This is a genomic window from Paenibacillus rhizoplanae (assembly GCF_042684125.1).
Taxonomy (GTDB): domain Bacteria; phylum Bacillota; class Bacilli; order Paenibacillales; family Paenibacillaceae; genus Paenibacillus_AQ; species Paenibacillus_AQ rhizoplanae.
Genome location: NZ_JBHUKY010000102.1, coordinates 18,312 through 33,743, shown reverse-complemented (window position 1 = coordinate 33,743; position 15,432 = coordinate 18,312). Strand labels below are relative to the sequence as shown.

The following is a 15,432-nucleotide window of genomic DNA, read 5'->3' as shown; positions in this document are numbered from 1 at the left end:
CTGCAAGATTGGCTGAGTGAACACGGCTGCCTTGAAGTGGTGATGGAGAGTACCGGCGTGTTTTGGAAACCGGTATGGAACATCTTAGAGGGCAGTTGTGATCTTGTCTTGGCCAACGCCCAGAGGGTAAAGAATATGCCGGGTCGAAAAAGTGACATGCAAGACGCGCGCTGGTTAGCGCAATTGCACCGTTGCGGGCTCATTGAAGGCAGTATGGTGCCAGAACAGGACATCCGGGATTTGCGAGATTTGACCCGTTACCGGAGTAAGATGGTGCAGGCGGTGACGGCGGAGAAGAACCGCATCCACAAAATCCTGCAGGATGCCAACATCAAGCTAACCACCTTTATGTCCGATCTATATGGGGTTTCGGGACGGGGCCTGCTCCAGAAGATCATGTACGGCGAGGTCGTAGACGAAGTGGCCGTTAAAAGCCTGGTCAAAACCCGTTTAAAAAAGAAAGTTCCGCAGTTGCTAGGGCGCGCTCAATGGCAAGTTGCGCCGTCATCATCGGGAGATGATTCGAGACCACTGGGACCACTTGGTCTATTTGGAGAAACGGATCACGGAGCTGGAAGCTCGAATCGAGGCGAAAGCAGAACCGTATCTGGAGATGATTGAACAAATTGACTCCATTCCAGGAATTGAGCGGACGTCTGCCGTGACCATCTTTGCAGAAGTGGGGCCGCATGTCGCGGAAATGTCCCGAGTGATGCGCAGTTTGCATCATGGGCGGGGGTGTGTCCAGGGAACAACGAAAGTGCTGGAAAGCGAAAAAAGTCAAAAACGATGCAAGGGAACAAGCATCTGAAAGGGGCCTTGTGGCAGGCGGCTTGGGCGAACTCTCGCTCATCGAACCGGATCGGCCAATTCTTTCGACGAATACGTAAGAGACGGGGAGATAAAAAAGCAAACGTCGCCACCGCGCATTTGCTGATTCGAATCCTCCATGCCCTGATGCGGGAGAAAAGGTCATACCAAGAAATAGACGTCTCACTAGGCGATGAGACGTCCAAGAAAAACCCGTTGGATAGGTATGTGAAATATATCCAGCAGTTAGGATATAGCGTGCAATTAAATCCTATCCAATAGTCTCCCCTTTTTCAAAAAAACGAAACGTTTTTTTGGGGCGGTGGGTCTTTTTTTGTCAAAATCCGTTCTGCGGCGCATTTTCCGGTACTTTTATTTTCGTATTAAACCGAACGCAATTAGACTGGACGCGCCGCGTAGGCCGAATGTAATCGAAAAACCGAACACAATTGGACCGGGCGCACCGCGTAGGCCGAATGTAATCGAAAAACCGAACACAATTGGACTGGGAGCGCCAGGTAGGCCGAATGTAATCGAAAAACCGAACACAATTGGACTGGACGCGCCAGGTAGGCCGAATGTAATCGAAAAACCGAACACAATTAGACTGGACGCGCCGCGTAGGCCGTGAGTTTATCGTATCCCAGTAATCGCCTGGTACTCCCGGTCCAGTATCGCATAAAAGTATTGGTTCACCCACTGGTTGTTCCAGTGTATTTCTTCCCGGAATACGCCCTCACGCACCATGCCTAGTCTGTCCAGCACCTTGATGGATGAGGTATTGTACTCATTGCACATTGCTACGACTTTGTGGGCCTTACATTCTTTAAAAGCAAGCTTCAAGGCCAACTGCGCCGCTTCGGTGCAGTAGCCTTGCCCCCGGTATTCAGCGAAAAGGCTGTAGCCCAGCTCCCAGCTCTCGCGCTCTTTTATATACCAGTGTATATGCACTTCCCCTACAGGGGTTGCTTCGGGAGTGGCTAGCCTAATCAGGAATTGTCTGTGCCAGTCGCTATGGATTCGTTCCGCCACAGTCTTCCGGACCGCCTCTTTGTCGGTTGGAAGCATATCCTCGAAGGGCCAGAGTGAGGCGTTGCTCTCCAGATCTGTGATGAAATCGATATCGTCCGGGGTGACCGGAGATAGTGTAATTCTTGCGTTCATTTTTGCAAAACCTCCTGCTAGTGTGATTTCGATACGATCTTGCCGTCTTTCATTACCCATCTGACCTGACGCAAGTTGTTAATATCCGCCAGCGGATCTCCCCCGACGACAAACAGGTCGGCTCTCTTGCCTGTTTCAATAGTACCCAGCTCATGAGCAAGCTGACAGATCTTAGCACCGGTTGAAGTGGCAGCCACAATAATCTGCATCGGGGAGAGGCCAGCCTGACCTAACAACTGGATCTCCTTCCACGGCATCCCGGCTCTGTACCACGGAGGAGCTTCTTCGATAAAATCATCCCCCAGTCCAACCTCTCCGCCTGCCTGAATAAATCTCCGGACATTATCCAGTCCTTGCTCCAGCAGCGGCGCTCCGAATTTGTCCTGGAACATCTGGAGTACGGTGAGTGTGGGGACGATATGGATGCTCGCGCTCACCATTTGCCGGATCAGTTGATCGTCCAGCCGATCGTAGACCATATGGGCAGCATCGCTGATCCCTGCATTCACCAGAATCTGAAGATTGCGTGCACTTGTAACATGAGCAGACACGTAAGCACCCATGCTTCGGGCCTCCTGGCAGATCGCTTCGAGAATCTCCTGATCCAGCTGGGGCAGTCCGGCAGTGGCGGGATCGTAGCCGTCTTCCAGCGCTGTTTTGATGAAATGTATTCCTTGTCCCAGGACTTCACGGACCTTAAGCCGCGCCTCCTCCGCACTCCCTACCCCGATAGGCTCCTGACCACCGTACCCGCCTGGAGCTGTGAATACTTTGCCGGACGTAAGAATTCTGGGAAAAGCACCGCCCTCAAGCTGCTGCGTGTGAGTGACCACCTCTTCAATCGATGCTGCCGTAGTCATCCCCTAATCGCGGATCGTAGTAATTCCTTCTGCAAGGCACGCGGCCAAATATTCCGTATGATATCCGTGCAGCGGCTCATTCTGTATGTACTTGAAGCTGGTATGGGCATGGGTGTGAATAAACCCCGGCAAAATGACCATACCCTCAAGGTCGATCACTGTTGTGGCGGAGTCATACCCGGTTCTCCCGTTAATGTCACTATGCTGTGCTATGGTGCCGAAGCGGCCATTAACAATCTCAATGCTTACATGATGCAGCGGCGGCTGTCCGGTTCCATCGATTACAGTTCCGTTCGTCAGCAAGATGCGCTCATTTCCCATGATAGAAGCGTCCCCTCAGTTAAGGTAGTTGTCGTTCCTCACAAAGTATAGGACATTCCTCTTAGCGGATATAGATAATATTCTCTTTGGAAACGTTCCTTACTTACAGACTATCGTTCCGCTATGGGCGGCGGTCAAGGAAGATTTGTTGTTTGGCCAGCTCCAAAGTGTGGTAAGTAACATAACGTAAAGCGATTCAGACAAGCTGCCAGGATGCATAAACACCAGACCTTAAGCCATGCTAACAAGGATGAGTTCAACATTATTGTGAACTGCGAAAGGAGAATGGATTATGCCAGACACAAGTAAACAACCTATCAAAACCCTGCCTCCGCAGGTACAGGATCAGCAGCCCGGAATTGAAAGTGAGATGAATCCGCTTCCGGAGTTTGAGACATCGGCTTACAAGGCAGCAGACAAACTGCTGGGCAAGGCCGCACTCATTACGGGAGGCGACAGCGGGATCGGGCGTGCGGTTGCCGTTCATTTTGCCAAGGAGGGCGCAGATGTGGTGATCTCCTACTTGAACGAGCATGAGGATGCGGAAGAGACCAAGCGCCAGGTGGAGCAGGAGGGCAGAAAGTGTATTTTGATCGCCGGGGACATCGGGGACGAAGCCTTCTGTCAGGACCTGATTCATCAAACGGTTGAAGGACTTGGCAAGCTCGATATTCTGATCAACAATGCGGCGGAGCAGCATCCGCAGGACCATATTGAGGACATCACAGCGGAGCAGCTGGAGCGTACGTTCCGGACGAATATTTTCTCCATGTTCTATCTGACCAAGGCAGCTATGCCTCATCTTAAAAAAGGCGCTACGATCATTAACACCACCTCCATCACGGCGTATCGCGGCAGCCCGCAGCTGCTGGACTATTCGTCCACCAAGGGAGCGATTCTCAGCTTCACCCGTTCGCTGTCGATGAATCTGGCCGATAAGGGCATCCGCGTGAATGCGGTAGCGCCCGGACCGATCTGGACCCCGCTGATTCCGTCAACTTTTGACGCGAAGAAGGTCAGTGAGTTCGGCGGCACCCAGCCGATGAAGCGCCCGGGGCAGCCTGAAGAGCTGGCACCGGCTTATGTATACCTGGCCTCGGACGATTCCTCTTATGTGAGCGGACAGGTTATGCATGTGAACGGCGGCGAGGTCGTCAACGGATGATGGGTGCAGAATAAGATCTGGATGCAGATTCTTTATATAAATTCTATTATAAAAAAGCCTAACCGCTTGCCGGCAGGCTTTTTTTCTGCGCTTGTAACTATTACAATATATTTCCGTCTATTTAGATAATTTGATATGAAAAGGGGATTGGGATGCTTAGAAAAAAAGGATTCATTCTATCTGCAGCGGGGATTTTAGTTTTTCTGGTAGTGTTCATTTATTTGACTCCTTTTGCAGGGAGACTTGTGGAAAATACAAGATTGGAAGGAAATGCAAAAAGAATTGGGATTAGAATTACACAGGAATCGCCGCCGCTACCCCTTGTTACTTCCGGGAAAACCCAAATTCCGGTTACCCAAGGCAGCTATTGCTGGGGAAAATTAGGATGTGCGGATTATACAGGTGGACAATCCATGGTACAGGGGGTTACTCCCACTGTTATAGCCCCTGAGGGGAGGATCGATGTTGCTTATACTTATAAACCGGCACCCGGCGGGTTAACCGTTCAGCAATTTGTCGATGATAAAGAAGTACAAATTCCATTGAAGAACGGCTCTTTTAATGCTCCAAAAGAACAAGGTGTTTATTACTACGGCATATCAGCATTCTGGACAACCGAGGATGGTAAATTTTCAGAAGGGAGTTCATCTGTGGTTTTTGTAATTGAAGTAAAATCTACGAAAGAATAGCTCTAACAGGAATTATATGCTAATATACAACAAGCAAGACGAAACAATCGCATAGAACGATCACTAGGGGTGCCGCAAGGCTGAGACGGGCGTATCTGCTCGGACCCTTTGAACCTGATCTGGGTTATACCAGCGTAGGGAAGTGGAGAACGAATAATGCAGCGGGGGTATACGGCTAGTACCGGTATTCCTGCTTCTATTCCAGACTGCTTCCTTATGGGGGCGGTCTTTTTTGTGTTGTGGAGTGGTGTAGAGTGAGCTGGAACAGACGGGAGGAGAAGGGTATTGTACGAGATTCATGCGGTCTCGGACGGGCGGCTGATGCCTGAAGCGCTGGCCGAATGGGCAGTGGCGGTACATCCCATGGTGGATTATATTCATCTCCGGGAAAAAGCCATGTCCGCCCGCGAACTGCTGGCTGCGGCGCAGCAGATGCTTCAGGCCGGGGTTCCGCCTTCGAAGCTGGTCATTAATGACCGGATCGATCTTGCCCTGGCCGCCGGGGCAGGTGGTGTACAGTTAGCCTGGCATAGCCTTCCGCCAGCCGCAGTGCGCGGCTGTGCACCGGACCTGCGGATCGGCAGGTCCGTGCACTCCCGGGAAGAGGCGGCGGAGGCTGGAAGGCAGGGAGCGGACTTTTGCCTCTACGGGCATGTGTTCCCGACGGCCTGCAAGCCCGGACAGCAGGCACGCGGACTGGAGCAGCTGGCGGAGGCCGTCCGCTGGAGCCGCATACCGCTGATTGCGCTCGGAGGGATTACCCCGGGCAATGCCGGAACAGTGCTGGCCCAAGGGGCGGCTGGCATTGCTGTCATGTCGGGGATCTGCGGAGCCCCGGACCCGGTGGCAGCGGCCCGGGCATACAGGGCAGCGGTTCAGAGGGCGGCCGAGCTGGCTGAGACGCCGGATATGGATCAAGCACAGGGCACAGCAGGAGGTGAACAGACGTGGATGTGACCGTTAACGGGAAGAGTCAAAGGATCGAAGAGAGCTGCCGGACACTGGCGGATCTGCTGGCCCGGCCCGAGTGGGCCGGTAAGCTGGTGATTGTCGAGCTGAACGGTGAGCTTGCCCGTAGAGAGGCTTATGGAGAGACACTGCTCAGCGAGGGGGACCGGATGGAGCTGGTTCATTTTGTAGGCGGAGGTTAGGGATAGGCGGGCAGAGGAGAAGCGAACGAGCAGGCAGATTGGCAGTTTAGATGCAGGCGAAGAATTATCCCAGGAGGCGTTAAGATGAAAGATCCATTGACGATTGGCGGAGTGACTCTAACCAGCAGACTGTTCATTGGTACCGGAAAATACAGCCGTAACACCCTCATTCCCGAGGTCATTGTACGCTCAGGCTCACAGGTCATTACCGTTGCCCTGCGCCGGGTGGACCCGGAGAGCAAGGACAATATTGTCAGCCATATTCCTTCCCATATGACCTTGCTGCCCAATACCTCCGGTGCGCGCACCGCAGAGGAAGCAGTACGGATTGCCCGGCTGGCGAGATCGGCGGGGCTAGGCAACTGGGTGAAGATTGAGGTTATCAACGACCAGAAATATTTACTGCCGGATAATATGGAGACCATCCGGGCAACCGAGATCCTCGCAGCAGAAGGCTTCGTGGTGCTTCCGTATATGAGTCCTGATCTGTCCGCCGCTCTCCGGTTGAAGGCTGCGGGGGCGGCGGCCGTGATGCCGCTGGGAGCGCCAATCGGGTCCAACCGCGGACTGCAGACCAAGGAGCTGATCCGCATTCTGATCTCGGAAACGGATCTGCCGGTCATTGTGGATGCCGGAATCGGCAGACCCTCTGAGGCTGCTGAGGCGATGGAAATGGGAGCCGCAGCGGTGCTGCTTAATACAGCAATTGCCACCGCCAAAGATCCGCTGCTGATGGCAGAGGCCTTCCATGATGCGATATCCGCAGGGCGTAAGGCTTTTCTCGCCGGACTGGGGCCCGTGGAGGAGACGGCGGCAGCCTCTTCACCGTTGACCGGATTTTTAGCCTGACAGATGGAATTGGGAGGGGGAGAAGGGCATGAGCTTTTATGAGACGATGACCCGGCTGGAGCAGCTTCCTTACGGGATGCTGTGGAACCGGTATACGGCAGAGGATGTGAAGCGCGCGCTTCGTGCAGAGCAGGTGGATGAAGAGGGGCTGATGGCATTGCTGTCACCGGCAGCGGAGCCTTATCTGGAGGAGATGGCGCAGAAGGCGCACCGTTTAACGCGTACGCATTTCGGCCATGTGATGCAGCTGTTTACACCGATGTATCTGGCTGATTTTTGCGTGAATCACTGCACGTATTGCAGCTTCAGTTCTATATATGATTTTCCGCGTAAAAAACTAACGCTGGAGCAGGTCGCCCGGGAAGCAGAGACCATCGCAGCCACGGGCCTGCGCCACATTCTCATTCTGACCGGAGAATCCCGGAGGGACAGTCCGGCCGGTTATGTGAGGGACTGCGTGAATGTGCTCCGGCGCTATTTTTCCTCCGTCAGCATTGAAGTGAATCCGCTCTCGACAGCAGAATATGCTGAGCTCAGAGACGCCGGTGTGGACGGTCTGACGCTCTATCAGGAGGTCTACCACCAGGAGACTTATCGTGCGCTGCATGTAAAAGGACCCAAACGCGTCTACCGCAACCGGCTGGATGCTCCCGAGCGGGGCTGTGAGGCCGGGTTCCGTTCGGTGAACATCGGAGCCCTGCTTGGCATGTACGAATGGCGCCAGGAGGCTCTGGCCACTGCGCTGCATGCGAGGTACTTGCAGGATAAGTACCCGGAATGCGAAATCGGGCTGTCTACTCCCAGATTCCGGCCATACCTGGGGGAATTCAACCCCGCAAGTGATGTGACCGACCGTGCACTGGTGCAGATTATCCTGGCGTACCGTCTATTCCTGCCGCGCTCTGGCATCTCACTGTCTACACGCGAGCCTGCCGCTCTGCGCGATCATCTGGTCCAGCTCGGCATCACGAAGATGTCGGCAGGGGTATCCACCGAAGTGGGCGGACATTCCCTGGAAGGGGGAACGCCGCAGTTTGAAATTTCGGACAACCGCAGCGTGGATGAGATCGCCGGGATGCTGCGCTTGCGAGGGCTGGAGCCGGTGTTCAAGGACTGGGATATCCTGTCCGAGCCGGTTGGCTTGGCTTAGCCGAAAAGAATTGGATGGATGTAGTCTGGAGTAACTGACTGGATTGACCAGACTCACGCAACTGACCAGATTGACCGGACGCAAATAACCCGCCGTGAGGCGGGTTATTTGCATAATCTAAAGATTACAGGGCTTCTCGCGTCAACTTCTCCTTCTATTGTGAAGACGTATGGCCGAATGTAAGCGAAAAACTGAACACAATCGCGATGTGCTGGAGAAATATTACATGGATCGATTGTGCGCTCCTCAGGGCTGACACCGGATGCGGACAGAAAGCAGTCGACTGGAAAAAACAGGTTTCCGCTTAAAAGCGGCATTCGCATAGCATTGTTCACACGTAAGTGTAACTGCCAACGCTATGCGAATATCGTACTCTATTTACTCTATGGATTCAGGTTGTCCGGCAGACTGTCCCTGACTCGCGCTGGAGGACAGCTCGTCCAGTGACATCTCGAAGCCCGGAGCCATGTGTTCAAGGAAATATTCCATCTCAGGCATTCCCAGCACATGCAGCTTCGCGGCGGTCTGCTCCTTGGCAGCGGCGAATTCTCGGTTGCCTGCGGCGACCTCCCAGACGCATTTCAGGTAAGCGTCCAGCACATCCGCTGCCTTGACGTAGCGGAGCAGTCCGGCATCTTCGGAGCCGGGCGGGCTGGTGTGCGGCTGCAGGAGCGGCGCGTAGACTGCGCTCAGCTCCGGCGGAATCATGGCCGCCAGCCGGTCGGCGGCCACCTGCTCCATCTCGCGGAAGCTGGACAGCAGACGCGAGTTGTTATGCTTCACCGGCGTGGCGATGTCGCCGGTGAAGACCTCGGTGGCGTCGTGGAACAGCGCCATCGTGGATGCGCGGTCGGCGTTCAGCGACCGGCCGAAATGGGCGTTGCCTATGGTGCATAGCATGTGCGCCAGCAGGGCGACCTGGAACGAATGCTGCGCCACGTTCTCCGGGGCGGTGCTGCGCATGAGGCTCCAGCGCTGGATATATTGCAGCCGGTAGAGATAGGCAGAGAAATGGTAGTTCAATTTTGAAGTAACCCCTTTCATGAGCAGCGTAATGTGCTATTATAGTAACTAATTGTACCAGAGATAGGGCCGCTTGAACCAGATGGAGAGGAGACTGAATGAAGATGCAGCATTTTGAAGAGAGCATTTATAATTTGATTGTAGAGACCTCCACGAACCTGCCGGGCGATGTGCGCCGGGCGGTGGCCAGAGGACGGGCGCTGGAAGACCGGGCGACACGCTCCGGACTGGCACTTACCACGATAGCGCAAAATATCGGAATGGCGGAGCAGCAAATATCGCCGATCTGCCAGGATACGGGGATGCCGACTTTTATAATTCATACGCCGGTGGGCGTGAATCAGATAGAAATGAAGAAGGATATTCATAGTGCGATTATCCGCGCTACGAAGAACGGGAAGCTGCGGCCTAATTCCGTGGATTCGCTAACCGGCGAGAACAGCGGGGATAATCTGGGGGCAGGGACTCCGGTGATTCACTTTGAGCAGTGGGAGGAAGAGAGCATTGACGTCCGGCTGATCCTGAAGGGCGGCGGCTGCGAGAATAAGAACATCCAGTACAGCCTTCCGGCAGAGCTGGAGGGACTCGGCAAAGCCGGACGCGACCTCGACGGTATCCGCAAGTGCATCCTGCATTCCGTATACCAGGCGCAGGGCCAGGGCTGTAGCGCAGGCTTCATTGGCGTAGGCATTGGCGGCGACCGTACCACGGGCTATGAGCTGGCGAAGAAGCAGCTGTTCCGCAAGGTCGAGGATGTGAATCCTATTGAAGATTTGGGCAAGCTGGAGAATTACATTATGGAGAATGCCAATAAGCTCGGAATCGGCACGATGGGCTTCGGCGGTGAAGTGACGCTGCTGGGCTGCAAAATCGGAGTAATGAACCGGCTGCCAGCCAGCTTTTTCGTCTCAGTGGCTTATAACTGCTGGGCCTTCCGCCGTCAAGGCATTCTGGTCCATCCGGCTACCGGTGACATTCAGGAATGGCTGTATGAGAGCGGCACCGGGATATCCGTTGAAGGAGAAGCTGCACCGCAGCCTGTTGCTGAATCGGTGGGAGTAGCTGCGGCAGATCGGGCAGCTTCCGGCGTGGTGCCAGAGGATGCTACGATTCCTGCGGCACCGGCTATTGTATCCGGTACGGGCGAAGCCGCTTCGGATGCGTCCGTCTCAGGGAATGGGGCAGGATCTGAACCGGCTGCGGCAGCTTCCGCTGGCTCAGGCGGCTCGCGTGAGATCCGCCTGAGCACACCGATCAGCGAGGAGGACATCCGCAGCCTGCGCGTCGGCGATGTGGTTATTCTATCTGGTGAGATGCATACCGGCCGCGATGCCCTGCACAAATACCTCATGGATCACGACACCCCTGTCGATCTGAACGGTGCCGTCATCTATCACTGTGGCCCGGTCATGCTGAAGGATGATGAAGGTTGGCATGTGAAGGCCGCTGGCCCGACGACCAGTATCCGCGAGGAGCCGTATCAAGGCGATATTATCAAAAAATTCGGTATTCGCGCCGTAATCGGCAAAGGCGGTATGGGACCCAAGACCCTCAAGGCCTTAGGGGAGCACGGCGCGGTCTACCTTAATGCAATCGGCGGTGCCGCGCAGTATTACGCAGAATGTATCAAGAAGGTTAATGCGGTAGACTTCATGGAATTCGGCATACCCGAAGCGATGTGGCATTTACAGGTGGAAGGGTTCGCAGCAATTGTGACCATGGATGCCCATGGTAACAGCCTGCATGCCGATGTGGAGAAGGATTCCGCCGCCAAGCTGGCCCAGTTCCGGGACCCGGTGTTTAAGTAACAGGACCTCAAACAAACCAAGAAACAGCGTCAGCCATGGACGAGAGTAATGTCCATAGACTGACGCTGTTTTTAAATATAAGATGCTTATTGAATTAGCGTATACCGGAATTTTTCAATATACGACTCTTTCTTGTGCTCTACACGCTGCAAATGGTCATAGAAGCTATGGGGGAATTTAAACACGTGACCATAATCCCAATCCTGCCCGCTATAGTCCTTCTCCCAAAACTTAATGTCGGTCGGCAATACGTCCGCACGCTCAGCCGGCTTCAGGGGCAAATGATCGACAGGTGAAACCAGCTTGATGGGTTCTCCAGGTACAAGGTTACGGCTGTGGCGCAGAACTTTAATCAATTTCATTAAAGGCGGTAACCCTCTTTGGAAAAAGGAGACATGGCCAAGGTCATACAGGATGTTTAACGCGTGGGAGAAAGTCAGCATATGACCCATCAGATCATGATGTGCTTCTGCCCGGTAAATGACAGGGAAATGAGCTAATTCTTCCAGCACAAGCGAAGAAAGCTCGCCGGGCGTCGAGATGACCGGAAAGCCGTCCTCGTCAGTAAGCTCCATCCTCTTCACTTCGGAAGCAGAGAAGCCAATCCATGACCGCCCCGGAATTGTCCGCTCAAACGAGCGGATAAGATCGGTTATTCCTGCAAGATCCTCCGCACTTCCCCAGCCCTTAAGTTCATGGATGGCCAGCAGACACGACGCGCTGTAAATCACATTATGACCGACCCAGTGTAACTGATCAATCGTTGTATCAAGGGCCTCAAGTATGGCATTTACAGCTAGCTGCTCGTCACAGCCGGTACGATGTTGTGTGCCGTTCTCCCCAAGTATCCTTTGGATCATCGCTTCGGTCTGCAAAGCTACAAGTCGGACGAGTTCTGCTGCCGGATTATTCGTTTTAATAAAAAAATAACTGCCAATAGCGGCAGCACCAAAGTGAGCCTGCCAGATATCCCCTGTGTCTTTTTTACATGAAGAGATGATTCTTAATCCGTCCCGCAGAATGGATGGGTTCAACATAATATCTGTCCCCCCTATATTGCAGCATTTTTATTTATCAGTCTAACACTATATTTTCTGGAGGCAACCGGTTCCTGAAAAGAACTTACAGCTATTCGGCTGTGCCGAATAATATTTTTTTCATGTTTTGCAGAGTCGGCATCCCATATAGGATGGGGCTTGTGGAAGTTATAAATTATATGTCTTGACAGCGCATACAGGGACATGTTAATTTTTAGTGGGGAAACCGGTTTCCCTTGCATTAGAAAGATTGGAGTTATTGACGGCAGCTTATTCATTGCTGAAAGTGTGTTGCATCCGTTTTTATGAGAGGGAGATGAGGAATGAAAAGTAAACGTACACGCCTACTTGTTCCCGTACTAATCACATCTATGATACTGTCGATCGCGATGAGCATGTTCGTTCTGCCCCCGGCCAGGGCTGAAGCAGCCAGCATTGGAACAGTAACCGAGAATGACACGATTTATCAGATTATGGTTGACCGTTTCCATGACGGAAACACTTCCAATAATGCCACAGGAGCAGCCATCCGCTACGGGGAGAACTCTGAGGAGGATTTCCGTTACATGAAGGGCGGCGACTGGCAGGGGGTCATTGACAAGCTCCCGTATATTCACAATATGGGCTATACCGCGATCTGGATCTCACCGGTAGCCGAGCCCCAGATGACTAACCGTGAGAACAACGGTACAGGCAAGAACACTGCCTACCACGGCTACAATGTCAAAGATCCGAACAAGGCCAACCCTTACTTCGGCACCAAAGAAAAGCTGAAAGAGCTCGTAGACTCCGCGCATGCGCTCGGAATTAAGGTGATCATTGATGTCGTTCCCAACCACATCGGTGATTACATGCTCGGCACTCAGGCCTATTATGATATCCCGTCCCTGCAGCCGGCTGCTCCGTTCAATAATCCGGCCTGGTATCACCATAACGGGGATATTAACTGGTCACTTGCCGATGGACGGTACGATCAGTGGGCCCAGGATTATCTGGAGAATCATGATCTGGGTGGTCTGGATGATATCGACTTCGATGTTCCTGCCGCCAAGCAGGCCATCTTCAGCTCCATTAAAGGCTGGTTCGACTATACGGGGGCAGACGGTGCCCGTGTCGATGCGGCCAAGCTGATCAAGCCGACAGATATCGGTGAACTTCAGAACCTGCTGGGCGTGAATACCTTCGGGGAGAACTTTGACGGCAATGCCGAATTCGTCTCCCGCTGGGTCGGTACCAATAAGGAGTGGGGGATGCTGGACTTCCCGCTGTTCTTCTCTGTGCTGAACAGCTTCGCGTACGGGCAGTCTTTTGACGCGAATATTAAAGGCACCCTGGCTCAAGACTCCTACTACGGCGGCAATGCCAACCATATGGTTACCTTCATCGACAATCATGACCGCAACCGCTTCCTGACCGAGGCCGGGGGCAGTGTTGAGAAGCTGCAGAATGCTTTGTCCTTTATTTTCACCGTACGCGGAACGCCTGTGGTCTTCCAGGGAACAGAGCAGAATAAGGGCAACGGCAACGGGCAGATCATGACGGGCGGGATCGCCGATACATGGAACCGCTGGTCGATGGTGAAGCGGGATGCAAACGGCAATGTGCTGGAGAATTATTTCAATGAGAATGCCAGTACCTTCAAGCATGTAGCCAAGCTGAACGAGATCCGCAAAAACAACCCGGCCCTCCGCACCGGCACCCAGCGCGAAATGTGGTCCGCACAGAATCTATACGCCTTCTCCCGGCGGATTGATACGGGCACGAATGTCGGCCAGGAGGTCATCTCCGCATTCAGTAATGCATCCGGCGGATCACAGACGGTGACGCTGCCGCTGCGCGCCGAAAGCACGCTTACCGCAGGTACGGTTCTGGTGAACCAGTTGAACCCCTCCGATACTGTGACTGTGCAGGCGGGCGGTGCCACCGGTAAGCAAATTACAGTTACCCTGGGCGCCAATTCGGCCAAGATCTACTCCAAGACTCAGTCCATCGTTGATACGAAGGCTCCGACTGTTCCGGAGAATGTAACGGCTACGGTCCAGAATGCCTCCAGTGCGCTAGTGTCCTGGTCGGCCTCCACGGATAATGTCGGAGTTACAGGGTATGAGATTTACCGCAATGGAGTCAAGATCGGAACCTCTGCGACTACATCGTATACCGATAGCGGATTATCCGGCAGCACTAATTATTCTTATACGGTAAAAGCGTATGACGCCGCCGCCAATCTGTCGGCACTTAGCGCAGCGGCACTGATCGTCACACCAGCCGGGAACAGTGTAACGATATACTACAAGCAGGGTTACACCAATCCGTACATTCATTACCGCCCGGTTGGGGGTACCTGGACAGTCTCGCCGGGTGTAGCGATTCCAGCCGCTGAAGTGGCAGGCTATAACAAAATCACCATCAACATCGGCGCAGCCACCCAGCTCGAAGCCTGCTTCAATAACAGCAGCGGCACCTGGGATAGCAATGGCGGCAGCAATTATCTGTTCGGCACCGGCACCTGGACCTACACGCCTACAGGCAATATCCAGGCAGGCGGCCCGGTAACGCCAACGGCATCGCCGACTGCTACGCCAACCGTAGCACCAACAGCGACACCAACCGTGGCGCCTACGGTGGTACCAACCCTAGCACCGACTGCAACACCGACTGTAGCACCCACCGCAACACCAACAGTAACACCAACGGTAGCGCCTACGGCAACACCTGTGCCAACCGCCACTCCGGCGGGCAACACTGCGACAATCTATTACAAGAATACGGCGTTCAGCAACGCCTATATCCATTACAAGCTGGATGGGGCAACGGTCTGGACGACTTCACCGGGCGTGCAGATGCAGGCCTCGGACTTCACTGGCTACAAGTCCATTACCATTCCGCTGGGCAGCGCTACAGGTCTGACCGCAGCTTTCAATAACGGGAGCGGCACCTGGGATAGCAATGGCGGTAACAATTATCATTTTGGTACCGGCAGCTCCAGTCTGGCAGGGGGGAGCTTAACCACAGGTGAACCTCAGGCAGACAGCGTGACCTTCCGGGTCAGCGTTCCGGGGTCCACTCCGCCGAATGCCCCGGTCTATCTGACGGGATCATTCAACAGCTGGAATGCGGCAGATCCAGCCTACCTGCTGACACGCGGCAGCGATGACATCTATTCCGTCACCTTGAGTCTTCCGGCAGGCAGCGCCGTGACGTATAAGCTGACGCGCGGAAGCTGGGGCACGGTAGAGACTACATCCAGCGGCGCAGAAATTGCCAACCGGACGCTTACGCCGGCAGGCGGAGCGCAGACAGTGACAATAAGCGTGCAGCGCTGGAAGGATCAGTAAGCAGCTAGAGGGGGCGCAGGATGAATGTCCGGCGCCCCCGTTTTTTTTGACGAAGAAGAATGAACCTGAT

The 15,432-nt window shown here is 54.0% G+C and carries 14 protein-coding genes, 1 pseudogene and 1 riboswitch; of the genes and pseudogenes, 10 read left to right on the top strand and 5 right to left on the bottom strand.

The features are described from left to right. Together ACFSX3_RS31530 and ACFSX3_RS31525 are read left to right on the top strand one after the other, a co-directional pair. On the top strand, positions 1-621 hold a 621-nt coding region (locus ACFSX3_RS31530; protein ID WP_379313743.1), incomplete at its 5' end, for an IS110 family transposase. Between the two features lie 93 nt (positions 622-714). Further along, a pseudogene (locus ACFSX3_RS31525) lies at positions 715-1,092 on the top strand (transposase); the annotation flags it as partial. A 351-nt stretch (positions 1,093-1,443) separates the two neighbouring features. Here the strand turns inward: ACFSX3_RS31525 and ACFSX3_RS31520 are convergent. The 3 genes from ACFSX3_RS31520 to ACFSX3_RS31510 are packed head-to-tail and all read right to left on the bottom strand — an operon-like array spanning position 1,444 to position 3,155. Continuing rightward, positions 1,444-1,974, bottom strand: coding sequence for a GNAT family N-acetyltransferase (locus ACFSX3_RS31520; protein WP_379256944.1), 531 nt, complete (start codon positions 1,972-1,974; stop codon positions 1,444-1,446). A gap of 17 nt (positions 1,975-1,991) precedes the next feature. Then, the gene (locus ACFSX3_RS31515; RefSeq protein WP_209993398.1) at positions 1,992-2,834 is read right to left on the bottom strand and encodes an amidohydrolase family protein; all 843 of its coding nucleotides are present in this window, start codon (positions 2,832-2,834) and stop codon (positions 1,992-1,994) included. Positions 2,835-2,837: 3 nt separating this feature from the next. Beyond that, positions 2,838-3,155: a hypothetical protein gene (locus ACFSX3_RS31510; RefSeq protein ID WP_209993397.1), complete on the bottom strand. Its 318-nt coding sequence runs from the start codon at positions 3,153-3,155 to the stop codon at positions 2,838-2,840. 292 nt (positions 3,156-3,447) lie between these two features. Between ACFSX3_RS31510 and ACFSX3_RS31505 the strand changes: the two genes are divergently transcribed. The 6 genes from ACFSX3_RS31505 to thiH all read left to right on the top strand — a co-directional run bounded on the left by ACFSX3_RS31505 (position 3,448) and on the right by thiH (position 8,159). Then, the gene (locus ACFSX3_RS31505; RefSeq protein WP_209993396.1) at positions 3,448-4,320 is read left to right on the top strand and encodes an SDR family oxidoreductase; all 873 of its coding nucleotides are present in this window, start codon (positions 3,448-3,450) and stop codon (positions 4,318-4,320) included. A 152-nt stretch (positions 4,321-4,472) separates the two neighbouring features. After that, on the top strand, positions 4,473-5,009 hold the full coding sequence (locus ACFSX3_RS31500; protein ID WP_209993395.1) for a hypothetical protein: 537 nt from the start codon (positions 4,473-4,475) through the stop codon (positions 5,007-5,009). A 55-nt stretch (positions 5,010-5,064) separates the two neighbouring features. Beyond that, positions 5,065-5,167: riboswitch (TPP riboswitch) on the top strand. Between the two features lie 127 nt (positions 5,168-5,294). After that, positions 5,295-5,966: a thiamine phosphate synthase gene (locus tag ACFSX3_RS31495; RefSeq protein WP_379256937.1), complete on the top strand. Its 672-nt coding sequence runs from the start codon at positions 5,295-5,297 to the stop codon at positions 5,964-5,966. Next, positions 5,957-6,160: a sulfur carrier protein ThiS gene (thiS, locus tag ACFSX3_RS31490; RefSeq protein ID WP_209993394.1), complete on the top strand. Its 204-nt coding sequence runs from the start codon at positions 5,957-5,959 to the stop codon at positions 6,158-6,160. Before ACFSX3_RS31495 ends, thiS begins: the two co-directional genes overlap by 10 nt. A gap of 84 nt (positions 6,161-6,244) precedes the next feature. Next, positions 6,245-7,009 (top strand): thiazole synthase, encoded by a 765-nt coding sequence (locus tag ACFSX3_RS31485; protein ID WP_209993393.1) that lies wholly within the window; start codon positions 6,245-6,247, stop codon positions 7,007-7,009. A 28-nt stretch (positions 7,010-7,037) separates the two neighbouring features. After that, entirely contained in the window at positions 7,038-8,159 is a 1,122-nt protein-coding gene (thiH, locus tag ACFSX3_RS31480; protein WP_209993392.1) for a 2-iminoacetate synthase ThiH, read from the top strand. Between the two features lie 378 nt (positions 8,160-8,537). Here the strand turns inward: thiH and yfbR are convergent, their stop codons facing one another. Beyond that, positions 8,538-9,182: a 5'-deoxynucleotidase gene (yfbR, locus tag ACFSX3_RS31475; protein ID WP_209993391.1), complete on the bottom strand. Its 645-nt coding sequence runs from the start codon at positions 9,180-9,182 to the stop codon at positions 8,538-8,540. Positions 9,183-9,286: 104 nt separating this feature from the next. On the opposite strand from yfbR, the gene ACFSX3_RS31470 reads away from it, so the two are divergent. Then, entirely contained in the window at positions 9,287-10,990 is a 1,704-nt protein-coding gene (locus ACFSX3_RS31470; RefSeq protein ID WP_209993480.1) for a fumarate hydratase, read from the top strand. Positions 10,991-11,076: 86 nt separating this feature from the next. Here ACFSX3_RS31470 and ACFSX3_RS31465 read toward each other — a convergent pair whose 3' ends face one another. Continuing rightward, positions 11,077-12,027, bottom strand: coding sequence for a hypothetical protein (locus ACFSX3_RS31465; protein WP_209993390.1), 951 nt, complete (start codon positions 12,025-12,027; stop codon positions 11,077-11,079). 323 nt (positions 12,028-12,350) lie between these two features. Here ACFSX3_RS31465 and ACFSX3_RS31460 point away from each other — a divergent pair, with 323 nt between their 5' ends. Continuing rightward, the gene (locus tag ACFSX3_RS31460) at positions 12,351-15,362 is read left to right on the top strand and encodes a carbohydrate binding domain-containing protein (protein WP_209993389.1); all 3,012 of its coding nucleotides are present in this window, start codon (positions 12,351-12,353) and stop codon (positions 15,360-15,362) included. Positions 15,363-15,432: the final 70 nt, after the last annotated feature.

Excerpts from the sequence above, each read along its gene's own strand:
- ACFSX3_RS31520 (WP_379256944.1), bottom strand. The coding sequence starts at position 1,974 with ATGAACGCAAGAATTACACTATCTCCGGTCACCCCGGACGATATCGAT.
- ACFSX3_RS31515 (WP_209993398.1), bottom strand. The coding sequence starts at position 2,834 with ATGACTACGGCAGCATCGATTGAAGAGGTGGTCACTCACACGCAGCAG.
- ACFSX3_RS31510 (WP_209993397.1), bottom strand. The coding sequence starts at position 3,155 with ATGGGAAATGAGCGCATCTTGCTGACGAACGGAACTGTAATCGATGGA.
- ACFSX3_RS31505 (WP_209993396.1), top strand. The coding sequence starts at position 3,448 with ATGCCAGACACAAGTAAACAACCTATCAAAACCCTGCCTCCGCAGGTA.
- ACFSX3_RS31500 (WP_209993395.1), top strand. The coding sequence starts at position 4,473 with ATGCTTAGAAAAAAAGGATTCATTCTATCTGCAGCGGGGATTTTAGTT.
- ACFSX3_RS31485 (WP_209993393.1), top strand. The coding sequence starts at position 6,245 with ATGAAAGATCCATTGACGATTGGCGGAGTGACTCTAACCAGCAGACTG.
- thiH (WP_209993392.1), top strand. The coding sequence starts at position 7,038 with ATGAGCTTTTATGAGACGATGACCCGGCTGGAGCAGCTTCCTTACGGG.
- ACFSX3_RS31470 (WP_209993480.1), top strand. The coding sequence starts at position 9,287 with ATGCAGCATTTTGAAGAGAGCATTTATAATTTGATTGTAGAGACCTCC.
- ACFSX3_RS31465 (WP_209993390.1), bottom strand. The coding sequence starts at position 12,027 with ATGTTGAACCCATCCATTCTGCGGGACGGATTAAGAATCATCTCTTCA.
- ACFSX3_RS31460 (WP_209993389.1), top strand. The coding sequence starts at position 12,351 with ATGAAAAGTAAACGTACACGCCTACTTGTTCCCGTACTAATCACATCT.